Here is a 14,455-nt window from a genome sequence, read left to right on the forward strand (position 1 = left end):
AATGATCAGGGAGCAAATGTGACCGGTGCGCAGCCCGCCATCCGCTTGAGCGGCCTGACCAAAAATTTCGGCTCGGTCAATGCCGTCGACGGGGTCGATCTCAACATCGTCGAGGGGGAATTCTTCTCCATGCTCGGGCCGTCCGGGTCGGGCAAAACCACGGTGCTGCGCCTGATCGCCGGCTTCGAACAGCCCACCAGTGGAACGATCTTGCTGCTCGGCCAGGACGTCACCGACCGGGCGCCGTTCGACCGCGACGTCAACACCGTGTTTCAGGACTACGCCCTGTTTCCGCACATGAGTGTGCTCGATAACGTGGCCTACGGGCTCCGGGTGCGCGGGGTTGCCAAACGAGCCAGGCAGGAGCAAGCCCGAGCGGCCCTCGACACCGTGCGGCTCGGCGGATTCGCCGATCGCAAGCCGAGCCAGCTCTCCGGCGGACAACGCCAGCGGGTCGCCCTGGCGCGGGCAACCGTCGTGCAACCCAAGGTCTTGCTGCTGGACGAACCCCTCGGCGCCCTCGACCTCAAGCTGCGCGAGCAGATGCAGGTCGAGCTCAAGGAACTGCAGCGCAACCTCGGCATCACATTCATCTTCGTAACCCACGATCAGCAGGAAGCGCTCACCCTCAGTGACCGCATCGCGGTGTTCAACGAGGGCAGGATCGAGCAGCTCGGCACCCCGGCCGAGATCTACGAGCGCCCTTCCTCGCCCTTCGTCGCCGCTTTCGTGGGCACGTCCAATATCTTCGACGATGACATCTCGCGCGCGCTGCTCGGCCGGAACGGCACCCACTCGGTGCGTCCGGAAAAGATCAGCGTGACCACGGAGAACCTGCCCCTGAACGCCGATCGCACGGCGGCCGGTGTTCTCGCGGAGGTCATCTACGTCGGAAGCAGCACCCAGATCATCGTCGACCTCGACGTCGGAACGCGCATCGTTGTGCTCGAGCAGAACGATGCGCACCGCGTGGCGACCAATGGACGCGGCGCCCGGGTCACCGTCGGCTGGAACGACTCCGACATCGTCACCCTCGCCGAACCTGCCCTCTCTTCCCGCCCCTGACCGATTCACGAATGGAGAACGTCATGAAACGCACCCCCGCACGCCGAACATCGCTCGCCCTCACCGGCGTCGCGATCCTGTCCACCGCCCTGCTCCTCACCGCCTGCGGTACCAGCCAGGGCGGCGGCACGACCGAACCGACCGAGGCTCAGACCGAACTCGGCGAGCTGGAGGGCAGCGTCTCCCTGCTGGCCTGGCCCGGCTACGTCGAGGACGGTAGCAACGATCCGGAGATCGACTGGGTCAGCGCCTTCGAAGACGAGACCGGCTGCACCGTCACCAGCAAAACCTACGGCACCTCCGACGAAGCGTTCAGCCTCATGAAGACCGGCGATTATGACGTCGTCGCCGCCTCCGGTGACGCCTCGCTGCGGCTCGTCGCGGCGGGTGACGTGGCCCCGGTCAACACCGACCTCATCCCCAACTATGAGGGCATCTTCGACTTTCTGAAGATGCAGTCCTGGAACAGTGTCGACGGCGTTTCCTACGGCATCCCGCACGGCTACGGCGCCAACCTGCTGATGTACAACACGGAGGTCGTCATCCCGGCGCCGACGTCCTGGGACGTCGTATTCGACAAGTCGTCCGCCTACAAGGGAGCGGTGACCGCCTACGATTCGCCGATTTCCATAGCGGATGCCGCCGTCTACCTCATGACGCACCAGCCGGAACTGGGAATTGAGAACCCGTACGCGCTGGACGAGACGCAGCTGGCGGCATCCGTTCAACTATTCAAGGATCAGCGCGTGAACATCGGCGAATACTGGTCGGACTACCTCAAGGAGGTGCAGGCCTTTGAGACCGGCGACACCGTCGTCGGAACCACCTGGCAGGTGATCCGCAACTCGCTCGCCGAGGGCACCCCGGCCGAGGTCGTGCTGCCCGACGAGGGGGCGACAGGCTGGTCGGACACCTGGATGATCGCCGCCAACGCCCAGAGCCCCAACTGTGCCTATGCCTGGCTCGACTACATCGCGAGCCCGGAGGCCAACGCGCAGGCCACCGAGTACTTCGGTGAGGCACCCTCCAACGCCGGTGCGTGCGACTTCACGGTCAACCCCGATCACTGCAAGAGCTACCACGCCGGCGATGCCGAGTACGCGGCGCAGATCTGGTACTGGTCAACGCCGATCGCCGAATGCCTCGATGGGCGCACCGACGTGGAATGCACCGACTACTCCGACTGGACCACGGCCTGGCAGGAGATCAAGGGCTAACGGCCCGAATCGAGGTAGATCATGACGGTTGACGCTCCCGCGCCTCCCCGCCGGGCGGTGGTGCCCCAGCAGCGGGGCACCATTGCCCGGCGGGGCTCGGTCTTTCTCAGTCGGCATCCGCGCCTGCGGCTGTCTCTGCTGCTGAGCGCACCCCTGTTCTGGCTCGGGCTGGTCTACATCGCGGCCCTAGCCGCGCTGTTGATCACCGCTCTGTGGACGGTCGACTCGTTCACCGGGCAGATCTCGCAGACCTGGACGCTCGACAACATCGTGGCGGTGCTGACCGGCTCGCTCTACCAAACCGTGACGCTGCGCACGGTGGGGGTGGCCTTGCTGGTGACGATCATCGACATTGTGATTGCCCTGCCGATCGCGTTCTACATGGCCAAGGTGGCCAGCCCCCGGGCTCAGCGCATCCTCGTGATCGCCATTCTGATGCCGCTCTGGGCGAGTTACCTCGTGAAGGCCTACGCTTGGCGCTCTGTTCTATCGCAGGGCGGCATCTTCGAATGGCTCGTGTCTCCGTTCGGCGGGCACAGCCCCGGTTACGGGCTGCCGGCGACGATCATCACCTTGTCATACCTCTGGCTGCCGTACGTGATTCTGCCGATATATGCGGGACTGGAGCGGGTACCGGATTCGCTGCTCGAGGCATCCGCCGATCTCGGCGGGGGTACCTGGTCGACGCTGCGCCTGGTGGTGCTGCCGATGATCTGGCCGGCCATCATCGCCGGGTCGATCTTCAGCTTCTCGCTATCGCTCGGTGACTACATCACCGTGAATATCGTCGGCGGGGCCAACCAGATGCTCGGCAACCTCGTCTATACCAATGTGGGCGCGGCGAACAACCTGCCGCTCGCTGCGGCGATCGCGCTCATTCCCATTCTGATTATCTTCGCCTACCTGGCCGCTGTGCGGCGCACGGGTGCGCTCAACAACCTGTAGGAGCCTGTCATGCGTCTGAGTCGACCGGCCCGCGGACTGCTCGCGGGCATCACCGCCGTGGTACTGGCCCTGATCTACCTGCCGCTGCTCGTGGTGTTCGTGAACTCGTTCAGCATTAGCAAGAATCTCACTTGGCCGCCGCCGGGCTTCACCCTGGAATGGTGGGCGAAGGCCTTTCAGAGCGAGGGTGCCCTGGACGCGGTCGTGACCAGCCTGCAGGTGGCGCTCGCCTCGACGGCGATCGCCCTCGTGCTCGGCACACTCATCTCGATCGGACTGCAACGCTTCGAATTCTTCGGCCGAGATGCCATCAGCCTGCTGGTCATCCTGCCGATCGCACTGCCCGGAATCGTTACCGGAATCGCCCTGAACAACGCCTTTCGCACCGGGTTGGGCGTGCAGCTGTCGATTTTGACGCTCATCATCGCCCACGCCACCTTCTGCATCGTGACCGTGTTCAACAACGTCATCGCCCGGCTGCGCCGCCTCGGCACCAGCCTCGAAGACGCATCCTCAGACCTCGGCGCCGGCATCTGGACCACATTTCGGCTGGTCACCTTTCCACAATTGCGCTCGGCGCTGTTTGCCGGGGGACTGCTCGCCTTCGCGCTGAGCTTTGACGAGATCATCGTGACGACGTTCACGGCCGGGTCGAGTGTGAAGACGCTGCCGCTGTGGATTCTGGACAACCTATTCCGGCCCAACCAGGCCCCGGTCGTCAACGTCATCGCCGTGGTGCTCGTGCTGATCTCGATCATTCCCATCTACTTCGCGCAGCGGATCGCCGGCGCCGAGAAGGTCGTGCGCTAGCCGTTTCGCCCCCTCCCCCGCGCATAACTCCTGCAGAACGTGAGAACGGATGCCGCCCGCCCGCGTGAATGCACGGCGGCGGCCTCAGCCGGCAGGGAATTGCCGGAGTTATGCAGGAGAGGGCTCGTCACCGGGAGGTAGAGCCGCAGGCCGGGTTCGGGTTAGGGTTTTTCGGTGGGTAGACAGGACGGCAGTGGGCGGCAGGTGTCGGCGCGGGACGTCGACGACCGTTCTGCGACCGTGCTGCACGTCGACCTCGACGCGTTTTTCGTCTCGGTCGAGTTGCTGTCGCACCCCGAATTCGTCAACCTGCCCGTGATCGTCGGCCATCGCGGCGGCCGGTCGGTCGTCACTGCGGCCAACTACATCGCCCGCAAATACGGCGTGAACTCGGCTATGCCGATGGCGCTCGCGCTGCGGCAATGCCCGAATGCAATCGTGCTCGAGCCGCACATAGGGCTCTATCGGGACTTTTCCAGCCGGGTCATGAGCATTTTCGATGACGTGACCCCGCTGGTGGAACGGCTCGGCATCGACGAGGCCTTCCTCGACGTGGCCGGCGCGACCAACCTGTTTGGCTCACCGGCCGTGATCGGCGAACTCATTCGCGCCCGGGTGTTCGCCGAGACCGGGCTGGTCTGCTCGGTGGGCGCGGCCTCTACCAAGTTCGTCGCCAAACTTGCCTCCGGCCTGGCCAAACCGAACGGACTGCTCGTCGTTCCCGCCGAGGATACGGTCGAGTTTCTGCATCCGCTGCCCGTCGCTGCGCTGTGGGGCGTCGGGGCCGCCACTGAGCAGGCGCTGAGCAGACTCGGCCTGAAATTGATCGGCGACATCGCGCACACGCCGCTGGCGGTACTGCGCAAAGCGCTGGGGGAGGTATCCGGTCAGAAACTGTTCGACCTGTCCTGGGGTCGCGACCCGCGCGCGGTGACGCTCGAGCGGGAGGAGAAGAGCGTCGGTCACGAGGTGACTTTTGAACACGATGTGACGGATATCGACCGGTTGCGCAGCGAATTGCTGCGGCAGTGCGACCTCGTTGCCGTGCGGCTGCGTCGGGGTGATCTCGTGGCCCGGCGGGTCGCCCTCAAGCTGCGCTACACCGACTTCAGTACGGTGACCCGGTCGCGCACCCTCGCCGAACCTAGCAATGTGGGCCGGCGCATCTACGAGGAAGCGGTGGCGGCGTTCGACCTGCTGGCAGCCTCCGGCATTCGGGTGCGTCTGATCGGGGTGCGTGCGGAGCAGCTCGGCACGGCATCTGGATCGGTTGGACTCTGGGACCCGGACGAGGACTGGCGGGGCGCGGAGCTGGCCGTGGATACCGTGACCGAGCGATTCGGAGCGGGAACCGTGCGCCCGGCTTCGCACTTCACACCTCGCCCCTGAAGTCTCAGCCACGCTAACCTGATGGCATGACCAGCCTCCCGGAAAAACTCGCAGAAACGTTCCGTTCCGCCGGTGTGAAGTCGGCGTACGGTGACCCTGTACAGATCGATGGCGTCACCCTGGTGCCCGTCGCGCTCGCCTACTACGGCTTCGGCGGCGGTGATGCCGGTGAGGGCGGGGCCGGGTCCGGCGGGGGAGGAGGCGGCGTTTCGCTGCCGATCGGCGCGTACGTCAAGTCGGGCGGTACAGCCCGGTTCGAGCCGAACGTCATCGCCCTGCTCGCCGTCGGTGTGCCGTTCCTTATAGTCACCGGCCGCGCCTTGGCCCGGGTGATTCGAGCCCTAAAGAAGTAGTCGCTTTCTGCACGGGGCCCGGGCCCGGAAACCGGGCCCATGATAGATCATGGGCCCACGGAGCTAAGGTGGGCCCGGGCGGGTGTGGCGCAACCGCCGCGCGGCGCGCGGACGGCGCGGGCGACGCGCGAAGCGTCGCCGCGCCCAGCGCGGCACTCTTGGGCGCAGCCAGGCCGGAAAGTGCCAGGGGCCGCTCACCGGCAGACCCTGCGCAATTCGCCGCCGCCGTAGAACGAACCGGCGCATGAGCAGCAGGTACAGGCCCGCCAAAACGAGCAGAATGCCGATGCTCATGTCGTGATCCCCATGTCGTCAGTCTAAACGGGGCACTATACTTGATTATGATCACGGGAGTCCGGTACACCGGGCTGAGAGGAAGCTGACCAAGCTTCGACCGTCGAACCTGATCTGGATCATGCCAGCGCAGGGAGGCTTCTCAATCCCGTGCCCTGTATTCACCTACGGAAAGGGCACGAAACAGTGCACGCTACAACGAGTTCACTCAAGCAATCCGCTCCGGCGGGAGCCACGAAGCGCAACTTTCGCTGGCGCGTCGTCGACATCGTCGTCGCCAGCGTCATCGGCGTCGCGAGCGGTGTCATCTTCCTCGTCTGGAATCAGGCGAGCAACCCCCTGAGCGGTCTGCTTTCGCCGCTGCTGCCGGGCCTGTCGGCTCTCCTGGGCGGAGGCTGGCTGTTCGCTGGCGTGCTCGGTGGTCTCATCATTCGCAAACCCGGGGCCGCGCTCTACACGGAGCTCCTAGCCGCCGTCGTTTCCACGCTGATCGGCAACCAATGGGGACCACTGACTCTGGTGTCAGGCCTGGTGCAGGGACTTGGCGCCGAGCTTGTCTTCGCTCTGTTCCTTTACACGAACTATCGTCTGTACGTCGTGTTGTTGGCGGGCGCTGGGGCCGGACTTGCCATGGCCATCAACGACCTGGTGCTGTGGTATCCCGGTTCAGCGAGCGCATTCGCGACGATTTATATCGTGAGCGCGATTATTTCGGGCGTCGTTATCGCCGGGCTCCTGTCCTGGTTCGCTGCGCGCGGCCTGGCTCGCACGGGCGCGCTCAACCGCTTCGCGGCGGGTCGCATCGCCGGTCGAACCGCGATCTAGGCGAGCGGATGCTGGTGGGCGCGACGCGGGGAGGTGCATCCGTCGACGCCCGCGACTGGGGTTGGCGCCATTCCGGTCGGCGGCGCTGGGCGGTGAGCGAGCTGTCCCTCCGCATCGAGCCTGGCGAGCGGATTCTCCTGCTCGGTGCATCCGGTTCGGGAAAATCGACGCTGCTGCACGCGCTGGCTGGCGTGCTCGGCGGCGACGAAGAGGGCGAGCAACGCGGTACTCTGCGCGTGAACGGCGCCGAGCCTGGCAACGCCAGGGGTCAGGTCGGCCTGGTCCTCCAGGACCCCGACTCGCAGGTAATTCTCGCTCGCGTCGGCGATGATGTCGCCTTCGGTTGCGAAAATATCGGCGTGCCGCGTGGGGAAATTTGGCGGCGCGTACAGGATGCCCTCGAGATGGTCGGCCTCGACGTCCCCGTTGGCCACCCGACGTCCGCCTTGTCGGGCGGCCAAAAACAGCGTCTTGCTCTCGCCGGAGTGTTGGCCATGCAGCCGGGTCTGCTGCTCCTCGACGAGCCGACGGCAAATCTCGATCCGGTCGGTGTGCGGGAGGTGCGCGAGTCCGTCGCCCGCGTTCTGGCACACACTGACTCGACGTTCATCGTTATTGAACATCGGGTTGAGATCTGGAAGGACCTCGTCGACCGGGTGATCGTTCTGGGTGCCGACGGGGGAGTCCTGGCCGACGGATCCCCGAGCGACGTTCTCCTCGCGCAGGGAGTTGCACTGACCGCCTCCGGCGTCTGGGTGCCCGGTGTGCCACACACGCTTCCCATAAGGCCTCCGCGAGAGACCGGTCAGCCAACGCTCTTGTCGACTAATTCTCTCGCGATTGCGCGCACTCGGGATTGTGTGGTTGCCGAAAATATCGACCTTGAGGTGCCGGAGGCCTGCGCTCTGCTCATCACCGGACCCAACGGAGCCGGCAAGTCCACCCTCGCGCTCACCCTGGCGGGGCTCCTGCGCCCCGCCGCCGGGCGGGTCGTCGCCAGCAGCGCTCTCGCCGCCGGCGCAGGCAGTGACCCGATCCGCTGGAAATCGCGCCAGCTTCTGAGTCGAGTGGGCACCGTCTTTCAAGACCCGGAACACCAGTTCGTCGCTGGCACCGTGCGCGCCGAACTGGCCGTCGGTCCGCGAGCCCTCGGTCTGTCGGACGCACTGCTGCACCGGCGCGTCGACGATCTGCTGGAGCGCCTTCGCCTGGACCACCTCGCCGAGGCCAACCCATTCACCCTGTCCGGTGGCGAGAAACGACGTCTGTCGGTCGCCACAGTGCTGGCCACCCAACCTCGACTTCTGGTGCTGGACGAACCCACGTTCGGTCAGGATTTTCGCACCTGGCAGGAGATCGTTGCGCTGCTGCGTGACCTCCTGGATGCGGGCACCGCCATCGTCGCGGTCTCCCACGACGCAGACTTCGTTGCCGCCGTCGCTGATCGGGAATTTCGAGTCGAGGGCCGCGGCTCCAAGTACGATCTCAGCGCGGTTCTGCCATGAGTGTCTTGACACCCACGCGGGGAGTGCGAGCGATCGACCGGATCAATCCGGTCGCGAAACTCGCTGCCGCGCTCCTGCTCGCCGCAGTCCTGGTGCTGACCATTGATTGGGTCTCCGCCGCCGTCGCCCTGGCCTGCGAAATGCTGCTCTTTCTGTGGGCGGGGCTTACTCTTCGAGTCTTCTTGTGGCGAACCGCGCTGGTCTGGCTGGCTGCACCGTCCACCGGAATCACGACGCTGCTGTATGGCCAGGCCTCCGGTCAGGAATATTGGTCATTCGGACTCATCCAGGTAACCGATGGCTCAATCGATCTGGCCCTCGCCACGACCCTGCGGGTGCTCGCGATCGGGCTGCCTGCCGTCGTCCTGTTCATCACCGTCGATCCCACCGATCTCGCCGACGGGCTGGGACAGGTCGTGCACTTGCCAGCCCGGTTCGTGCTCGGCGGACTTGCGGCGCTGCGGATGGTCGGGCTGTTCATCGAGGACTGGCGTGCCCTGGGACTAGCCCGCCGGGCACGCGGGGTAGCGGATGGCGCGGTGCTGCGCCGCCTGGGCAACCAGACCTTCGCGCTCCTCGTGTTGTCCATTCGGCGGGGCAGTAAACTCGCCACCGCCATGGAAGCGCGTGGCTTCGGCGCCCCCATCCAACGCACCTGGGCTCGGAGTTCAACGTTCGGCCTGCGGGAATGGTCACTCATCGGGATCGGGCTGATGATCGCCGTTTTGGCCGTCATGATCTCGGTATCAACCGGAAACTGGAACTTTGTCTTCGCCTAAATCTGTGCGCGTCACGACCCTGCTGGCGCCGGTGTTCCAGGCCGTCGCCGCCGCCGGGCCGAACCCGGTGGTGCTCATCGATGGGCCGAGTGGTGCGGGCAAGAGCACCCTCGCCGACGCCCTCGTGGCAGAGTGGCCGGGCAGCCAAACCCCGCAGCTTGTGCGGATGGACGATATCTACCCCGGCTGGGACGGCCTCGACGCGGCCATCGACCACCTGCGCCGGTACCTTCTCGAACCCCGACGCACCGGGCGGCCGGCGGCCTGGCAGCGCTACGACTGGAGCGCGAATCAGCGAGCCGAGTGGCATCCGCTGACTAAAGAACGACCACTGGTCGTTGAGGGCTGCGGAACGCTCGCGGCCGCACATGAGCCGCTCAGCGACGTGCGCGTGTGGCTCACCGCCGACGATGACCTGCGCAAACAACGAGCGCTCGACCGCGACGGCGAGGCGTTTCGAACGCACTGGGACCAGTGGCAGGACGAATGGACGGCCTACCTCACGCAGGAGGCACCCGAACGTCGTGCCACCGTGCGCCTGCGGGCGGGCCGGTAGGCGACGAGAGCGGGCGACACGCGCCAGCGCGCCCACCGGGTAACCCGGGGCGCACAGGACTAGATTGATTGCCATGAATACCTTCGACCGTGACGATGCCGGTGCCCCCACCCTGTATATCGCCGAGTTCATCGACGGCCCGCTCGGGGGCCAGATCGATTCCCGGGCGCTCGTGCGCGGTAAACACGCGGCCCGCATCAGCATGGTCGCCGCCGTCGCCGGTCTGGAATCGGTGTTCTGGTACGACGAGGTCGACGAACGCGACGTCAACGGGCAACGCCGCGTGCGCTACTTCTTCGACAAGGGCGAGAGTGATCCGATCGACACCGAGGTGGAACCGATTTAACTACTGGTCGAGCAGCGCCGTGATCATCACGATCGGGTGCAGCAATCGCCACCCCAGCCCCGGATTGTTGATCGCCTGGTCGAGTTTCAGCGCGGCCGAGAGTTCCTCCCCGGCCACGGTGAGCTGCACCTCTCCGACGTTCGCGCCGGTGCGCGCGGTGGCGAAATCCTTGAGTGTGACCGTGGCAGCCTCCGGCGTGGCGGTCTGCCAGGCATAACGGGTGCGCGAGACGCCGACCACGGCGGAAGCCTCGTCACCCCAGGCCGATTCGAACGTCGCGTACTCGTCGCCAGCAGCCAGTACCGGCAGCGGACCGACTCCAGCGCGGGCGCTCTCCATTAGGGCGGTGAGGTCCGCGGTGAGTGCATCGTAGGTCGGTTCGCCGATGAAAGCGCCCGAGAACGTGAAGCTCGACGCGCCATCGCTGACCTCGGCGGTGAACAGAAAACAGACGCCGGCGGCATCCGTGTAGCTGCGCGAAATACCGGTGATGTCCTCCTCGGGCAGAAACGAAGTGGTGTTCTCGACACCGCGACGGTCCGCCAAAGCGGATGCCGGGCGCTCCAGGATCGAAGACACGACCGGGTCGGTCGCGGCGAGACCCGCGAGGCGAGCCAGATCGGTAGCGGTCCCAGCGCTGCCATCGCCCAGGCCGGTAGCGTCGACAACGGCGGAGCCGGTCAACCCGTTGTCGGCGAGCCAGGCGTTGGCGGCTTCAACGTAGGCGTCGAGCGAGCCGAAGGCCCAGCGCGCCACACTGTCGGCGTGGTTGTTGCTCGAGCCCAGCAGCAGTGCCTGTAATAATTCCAGCTCCGTCCACTGCTCGTCGGCGAAGACCGTGACCGAGCGGGCACCGACTTGGTCGTAGTCCAGATAGCTCTGAAAGTCGGCGGCAGTCAAAGTCACCACGGGGCCGGCTTCCCCGTCCGCGATCGGCTTGGCATCGAGAACGACGAGGGCGGTGACAACCTTGGCGATGGATGCCATCGGCAGTGCTTCCGCCGTTCCGGCGACGGCGATCGGCTCCGCAGCTTGCGAAACGGTACCGGTCGACGTGGTACCGGTCGACGTGGTGCCGGAGACGTCACTCGTCGTCGCGGTGAGCACGGCGATGGCGCTGGCGCCATTGGCGGAGAGCACCGGGGGAGTGAGGGGCGAGGCACCGGCGGCGGGCGTGACGGTAATGGCGGTCACGGCGGGTAGCGGACCGAGAAGCATCGCGGGGCCGTAGACACCAAGGCCGAGAATCACGACGGTTCCGACCAGAATTCCGATCAGACGGCCAGGACGGAAGGAGCTCATTCTGCAAGGCTAGACCGCTTGCGGTCAGCTCCAGCCGAGCTCATGCAGCCTGTCGTCATCAATGCCATAAAAATGGGCGATTTCGTGCACGAGTGTGATGTGAACTTCGTCGTGCAGGTCGTCGAGTGTCGTACAGATAGCGAGTAGCGGCTCCCGGTACAGCACGATGCGATCGGGCATCTCCCCGAAGCCGTACTGGCCGCGTTCGGTCAGCGCCACGCCGTCGTAGAGGCCGAGGGTGTCCAGGGTGCCGTTCTCGGGCCGGTCCTCGACCACGAAAATAATATTGTCGAGACCATCGACCATGTCATCGGGCAGCAGATCGAGCTCGCCGACAACGAGGGCTTCGAATTCGGACGCGTCCAGCTCTAGCATCACTGACCAAATCGTGAACGGTGAATCATTGGGGTGAGTAACGGGGATTGAACCCGCGACCTCCTGGACCACAACCAGGCGCTCTGCCAACTGAGCTATACCCACCATGCGTCCCCACGTCTACAACGCGGGGCAACTCAGCAATCCTATTACACCTCGGAGGCGAATAAGTGCACAACCTCCGCGGCCTGCGACTTGGCTTCGTCACTCGAGGGCCCTGGGTCGGCCACAAACACCGTCTGGCGGTAGTACGCGAGTTCGCGAATCGACTCGAGAATGTCGGCCAGGGCACGGTGGCCGCCGTCCTTGGCTGGGGCGTTGAAGTAAACGCGTGGGTACCAGCGTCGGGCTAGCTCTTTGATCGACGACACGTCGACATTGCGGTAGTGCAGCTGGTTGTCGAGGCGCGGCATGTAGCGGGTGAGGAAGGCACGGTCCGTGCCGATGGAGTTGCCGGCCAGCGGTGCCTTTTGTTCGGCCGGAATGAACTTCAAGACATACTCGAGTACCTGGTACTCGGCCTCGGCCGCGCTGATCCCGTTCGGAATCTCGGTGATCAGCCCCGAGGAGGTGTGCATGTTGCGCACGAAATCGCCCATGTTTTCGAGGGCAGAGTCGTTGGGCTTGATGACGAGGTCAAGACCGGGGTCGAGCACATTGAGGTCGTAGTCGGTGATGACGACGGCGATCTCGACGAGCTCGTCGCGGTCCAGGTCAAGCCCGGTCATCTCGCAGTCGATCCAGACCAGGCGGTCGGGGCTCTTCGAGGTCGGGGAGGCGGTCGGGGCGGGCGTCGGTGCTGTATCCGTCGTGCTGTTCGTCATGCCTTGAGTCTACCGGTGGCCCCCGACAGGGCCTGTAAACTTGAAAACACTGTTCTTTTGCGCTGATCTGCGAGGCTCCTGATGGAATTCACTTTGTATTCGTCTTCATTCTGCGAGCCGTGCATGCAGACGCGTGCCGTGCTGGCCGAGGCGAAGCGACTCGTTCCCGGTTCGACCGTGCGCGAGATTGATGTTGCCGGTGCACCCGAGCAAGCCGAAGCCCTGCTCATTCGCAACACCCCGACCGTCATCATTACCAACGGCGAAGGTGCCGAGGTCTTTCGTGCGGCCGGCGTACCGACCCTGGCCCAGGTTCTCGTTGCCGCGGCCAAAGCCCTCTGAGTGATGAGAGCCCCCACCCGGCGCACGATTCTCGCCAGCATCACGGGTACGCTGATCGCGTCGCTGGCCCTGGTCGGGTGTTCCGCCGGAACCGCGTCCACGGACGGTGGGCCGGACACGACGTTGACCGTCGGTCTGCTCGCTACGCCGGGCAACCTCGACTACACCACGACCGCCGGTGCGGCCATTCCGCAGGCGCTTCTCTATAACGTCTACGAGGGCCTCGTAAAACTCGACAACGAGGGCACGGTCATTCCCTTGCTCGCCGAGTCGTGGACGGTCAGTGATGACGGCCTGGTCTATGATTTTGTCCTGAACGAGGGCGTGACCTTCTCGGACGGCTCCCCGTTCACCGCCGACAGCGTCAAGTTCAGCCTCGAACGCGTGAAAGACAACTGGACCGCGAATGGGCCGGCCTACCTCGATCCGATTGCCGGCATCGAGGCCGTCACTGACACCCAGGCTCGAATCACTCTGTCGACACCGAGCAACGGCTGGCTCTTCAATATGACCGGCCCGGTCGGCACCATGTTCACCGAAGCCGGCATTTCCGACCTGGCGACAGCCCCCGTCGGAACCGGGCCCTACACGGTCAGCTCCTTCAAAACCGGCGACAGCCTGGTCCTGGCCGCCAACGCCGACTACTGGGGAGCGGCGCCGTACCTGACCGATGTCACACTGCGCTACTTCACCGATGCGACCGCGCAGACCAACGCCCTGCTCAGCGGTGACATTAACCTCATCTCGGGCATCTCGCAGTTTCAACTGGTCGATCAGTTCAAATCAGACGCCGACTACCAGGTGCTCGAGGGCGCCAGCACCGGTGAAGTCACCCTGTCGATGAACAATGCCAGCGATGCGTTTAGCGATGTTCGGGTGCGGCAGGCCGTCATGTACGCCATCGACCGGCAGGCGGTCATGGACACGGTGAGTAGCGGCTACGGTCTGCTGATCGGCTCGATGGTCCCGCCGACCGACCCCTGGTACGACGCCAGCCTCGCTGACCTCTACCCCTTCGATCCCGCCCGGGCCATCGCGCTTCTCGCCGAGGCAGGCATGAGCGACCTGACCGTCGCGTTCAAGATTCCGAACCTGCCCTACGCCGTGGCTGGCGCGCAGGTAGTCAAGGCCCAGCTCGCCGAAGTCGGCATCACCGCCGAGGTGACCCCACTCGAATTTCCGGCGGTGTGGCTCGACGAGGTGTTCGCCGACCACGATTACGACCTGTCGCTCATCATGCACAGCGAGCCACGGGACGTCAGCGTCTTCGCCGCCGCCAGCTATTACGCTGGCTATGATTCGCCCGCGGTGATGGCAAAATTCGCTCAAGCGGATGCCGCCGACCCGGCCGTTTATGTGGAACTCATGAAGGAGGCGACGCGCACGATGGCAGAGGAGGCATCCGCGAATTGGCTGTATTTGCAACCGGCGATCTCGCTGGCCGACGCCGATCTGAGAGGTGTGCCGAAGAATACGCCGAGCCTCGCGCTGGACCTGTCGACCATCGCCCGGTAACGGACGAAGCCGT

General features: G+C 65.1%; 16 protein-coding genes, 1 tRNA gene and 1 riboswitch. Of the genes, 13 read left to right on the forward strand and 4 right to left on the reverse strand.

Features of this window, described 5'->3' with window-relative positions:
- The first annotated feature begins 18 nt into the window (after positions 1–18).
- The 11 genes from CXY80_RS15720 (at position 19) to CXY80_RS15770 (ending at position 10,084) form a co-directional block, all read left to right on the forward strand.
- A complete protein-coding gene (locus CXY80_RS15720; RefSeq protein ID WP_233195425.1) occupies positions 19–1,065 on the forward strand; it encodes an ABC transporter ATP-binding protein in 1,047 nt (348 codons plus the stop codon).
- A 23-nt stretch (positions 1,066–1,088) separates the two neighbouring features.
- Positions 1,089–2,282 (forward strand): extracellular solute-binding protein, encoded by a 1,194-nt coding sequence (locus CXY80_RS15725; RefSeq protein ID WP_092451924.1) that lies wholly within the window; start codon positions 1,089–1,091, stop codon positions 2,280–2,282.
- A 21-nt stretch (positions 2,283–2,303) separates the two neighbouring features.
- Positions 2,304–3,227 (forward strand): ABC transporter permease, encoded by a 924-nt coding sequence (locus CXY80_RS15730; RefSeq protein ID WP_092451922.1) that lies wholly within the window; start codon positions 2,304–2,306, stop codon positions 3,225–3,227.
- Positions 3,228–3,236: 9 nt separating this feature from the next.
- A complete protein-coding gene (locus CXY80_RS15735; protein WP_092451920.1) occupies positions 3,237–4,037 on the forward strand; it encodes an ABC transporter permease in 801 nt (266 codons plus the stop codon).
- 174 nt (positions 4,038–4,211) lie between these two features.
- Entirely contained in the window at positions 4,212–5,426 is a 1,215-nt protein-coding gene (dinB, locus tag CXY80_RS15740; protein WP_104133028.1) for a DNA polymerase IV, read from the forward strand.
- A 26-nt stretch (positions 5,427–5,452) separates the two neighbouring features.
- Positions 5,453–5,779, forward strand: a complete 327-nt coding sequence (locus CXY80_RS15745; RefSeq protein ID WP_092451917.1) for a hypothetical protein — start codon at positions 5,453–5,455, stop codon at positions 5,777–5,779.
- 337 nt (positions 5,780–6,116) lie between these two features.
- Positions 6,117–6,227, forward strand: a riboswitch (TPP riboswitch).
- Between the two features lie 32 nt (positions 6,228–6,259).
- Positions 6,260–6,898, forward strand: coding sequence for an ECF transporter S component (locus CXY80_RS15750; RefSeq protein ID WP_092451916.1), 639 nt, complete (start codon positions 6,260–6,262; stop codon positions 6,896–6,898).
- Between the two features lie 8 nt (positions 6,899–6,906).
- Entirely contained in the window at positions 6,907–8,403 is a 1,497-nt protein-coding gene (locus tag CXY80_RS15755) for an ABC transporter ATP-binding protein (protein ID WP_199182283.1), read from the forward strand.
- Positions 8,400–9,182, forward strand: coding sequence for an energy-coupling factor transporter transmembrane protein EcfT (locus CXY80_RS15760; RefSeq protein WP_092451914.1), 783 nt, complete (start codon positions 8,400–8,402; stop codon positions 9,180–9,182). The genes CXY80_RS15755 and CXY80_RS15760 overlap by 4 nt, the downstream gene beginning before the upstream one ends.
- 4 nt (positions 9,183–9,186) lie before the next feature.
- Positions 9,187–9,738: an AAA family ATPase gene (locus CXY80_RS15765; protein ID WP_170851591.1), complete on the forward strand. Its 552-nt coding sequence runs from the start codon at positions 9,187–9,189 to the stop codon at positions 9,736–9,738.
- A 73-nt stretch (positions 9,739–9,811) separates the two neighbouring features.
- Positions 9,812–10,084 carry a hypothetical protein gene (locus CXY80_RS15770; protein ID WP_092451912.1) on the forward strand — a complete coding sequence of 91 codons (273 nt, stop codon included), beginning with the start codon at positions 9,812–9,814 and terminating at the stop codon, positions 10,082–10,084.
- Here the strand turns inward: CXY80_RS15770 and CXY80_RS15775 are convergent, their stop codons facing one another.
- The 4 genes from CXY80_RS15775 to orn form a co-directional block, all read right to left on the reverse strand.
- Positions 10,085–11,386, reverse strand: coding sequence for a hypothetical protein (locus CXY80_RS15775; RefSeq protein WP_104133029.1), 1,302 nt, complete (start codon positions 11,384–11,386; stop codon positions 10,085–10,087). It lies immediately after the preceding gene.
- A 24-nt stretch (positions 11,387–11,410) separates the two neighbouring features.
- Positions 11,411–11,761 (reverse strand): metallopeptidase family protein, encoded by a 351-nt coding sequence (locus tag CXY80_RS15780; protein WP_092451908.1) that lies wholly within the window; start codon positions 11,759–11,761, stop codon positions 11,411–11,413.
- A 29-nt stretch (positions 11,762–11,790) separates the two neighbouring features.
- Positions 11,791–11,866, reverse strand: a tRNA-His gene (locus tag CXY80_RS15785).
- A gap of 44 nt (positions 11,867–11,910) precedes the next feature.
- Positions 11,911–12,585, reverse strand: a complete 675-nt coding sequence (orn, locus tag CXY80_RS15790; protein ID WP_092451906.1) for an oligoribonuclease — start codon at positions 12,583–12,585, stop codon at positions 11,911–11,913.
- 123 nt (positions 12,586–12,708) lie between these two features.
- Here orn and CXY80_RS15795 point away from each other — a divergent pair, with 123 nt between their 5' ends.
- Positions 12,709–12,927, forward strand: a complete 219-nt coding sequence (locus tag CXY80_RS15795; RefSeq protein WP_233195426.1) for a thioredoxin — start codon at positions 12,709–12,711, stop codon at positions 12,925–12,927.
- A gap of 3 nt (positions 12,928–12,930) precedes the next feature.
- Complete coding sequence (locus CXY80_RS15800) at positions 12,931–14,442, forward strand: ABC transporter substrate-binding protein (protein WP_104133194.1); 1,512 nt, start codon at positions 12,931–12,933, stop codon at positions 14,440–14,442.
- Positions 14,443–14,455 lie beyond the last annotated feature (13 nt).

Origin of the sequence: Cryobacterium sp. M91 (assembly GCF_002929615.1) — a bacterium.
GTDB classification, from domain to species: domain Bacteria; phylum Actinomycetota; class Actinomycetes; order Actinomycetales; family Microbacteriaceae; genus Cryobacterium; species Cryobacterium levicorallinum.

Coding starts and splice junctions, on each gene's coding strand:
- CXY80_RS15725 (WP_092451924.1), top strand. CDS start 1,089: ATGAAACGCACCCCCGCACGCCGAACATCGCTCGCCCTCACCGGCGTC.
- CXY80_RS15730 (WP_092451922.1), top strand. CDS start 2,304: ATGACGGTTGACGCTCCCGCGCCTCCCCGCCGGGCGGTGGTGCCCCAG.
- CXY80_RS15735 (WP_092451920.1), top strand. CDS start 3,237: ATGCGTCTGAGTCGACCGGCCCGCGGACTGCTCGCGGGCATCACCGCC.
- CXY80_RS15745 (WP_092451917.1), top strand. CDS start 5,453: ATGACCAGCCTCCCGGAAAAACTCGCAGAAACGTTCCGTTCCGCCGGT.
- CXY80_RS15755 (WP_199182283.1), top strand. CDS start 6,907: ATGCTGGTGGGCGCGACGCGGGGAGGTGCATCCGTCGACGCCCGCGAC.
- CXY80_RS15760 (WP_092451914.1), top strand. CDS start 8,400: ATGAGTGTCTTGACACCCACGCGGGGAGTGCGAGCGATCGACCGGATC.
- CXY80_RS15770 (WP_092451912.1), top strand. CDS start 9,812: ATGAATACCTTCGACCGTGACGATGCCGGTGCCCCCACCCTGTATATC.
- CXY80_RS15775 (WP_104133029.1), bottom strand. CDS start 11,386: ATGAGCTCCTTCCGTCCTGGCCGTCTGATCGGAATTCTGGTCGGAACC.
- CXY80_RS15780 (WP_092451908.1), bottom strand. CDS start 11,761: ATGCTAGAGCTGGACGCGTCCGAATTCGAAGCCCTCGTTGTCGGCGAG.
- orn (WP_092451906.1), bottom strand. CDS start 12,585: ATGACGAACAGCACGACGGATACAGCACCGACGCCCGCCCCGACCGCC.
- CXY80_RS15795 (WP_233195426.1), top strand. CDS start 12,709: ATGCAGACGCGTGCCGTGCTGGCCGAGGCGAAGCGACTCGTTCCCGGT.
- CXY80_RS15800 (WP_104133194.1), top strand. CDS start 12,931: ATGAGAGCCCCCACCCGGCGCACGATTCTCGCCAGCATCACGGGTACG.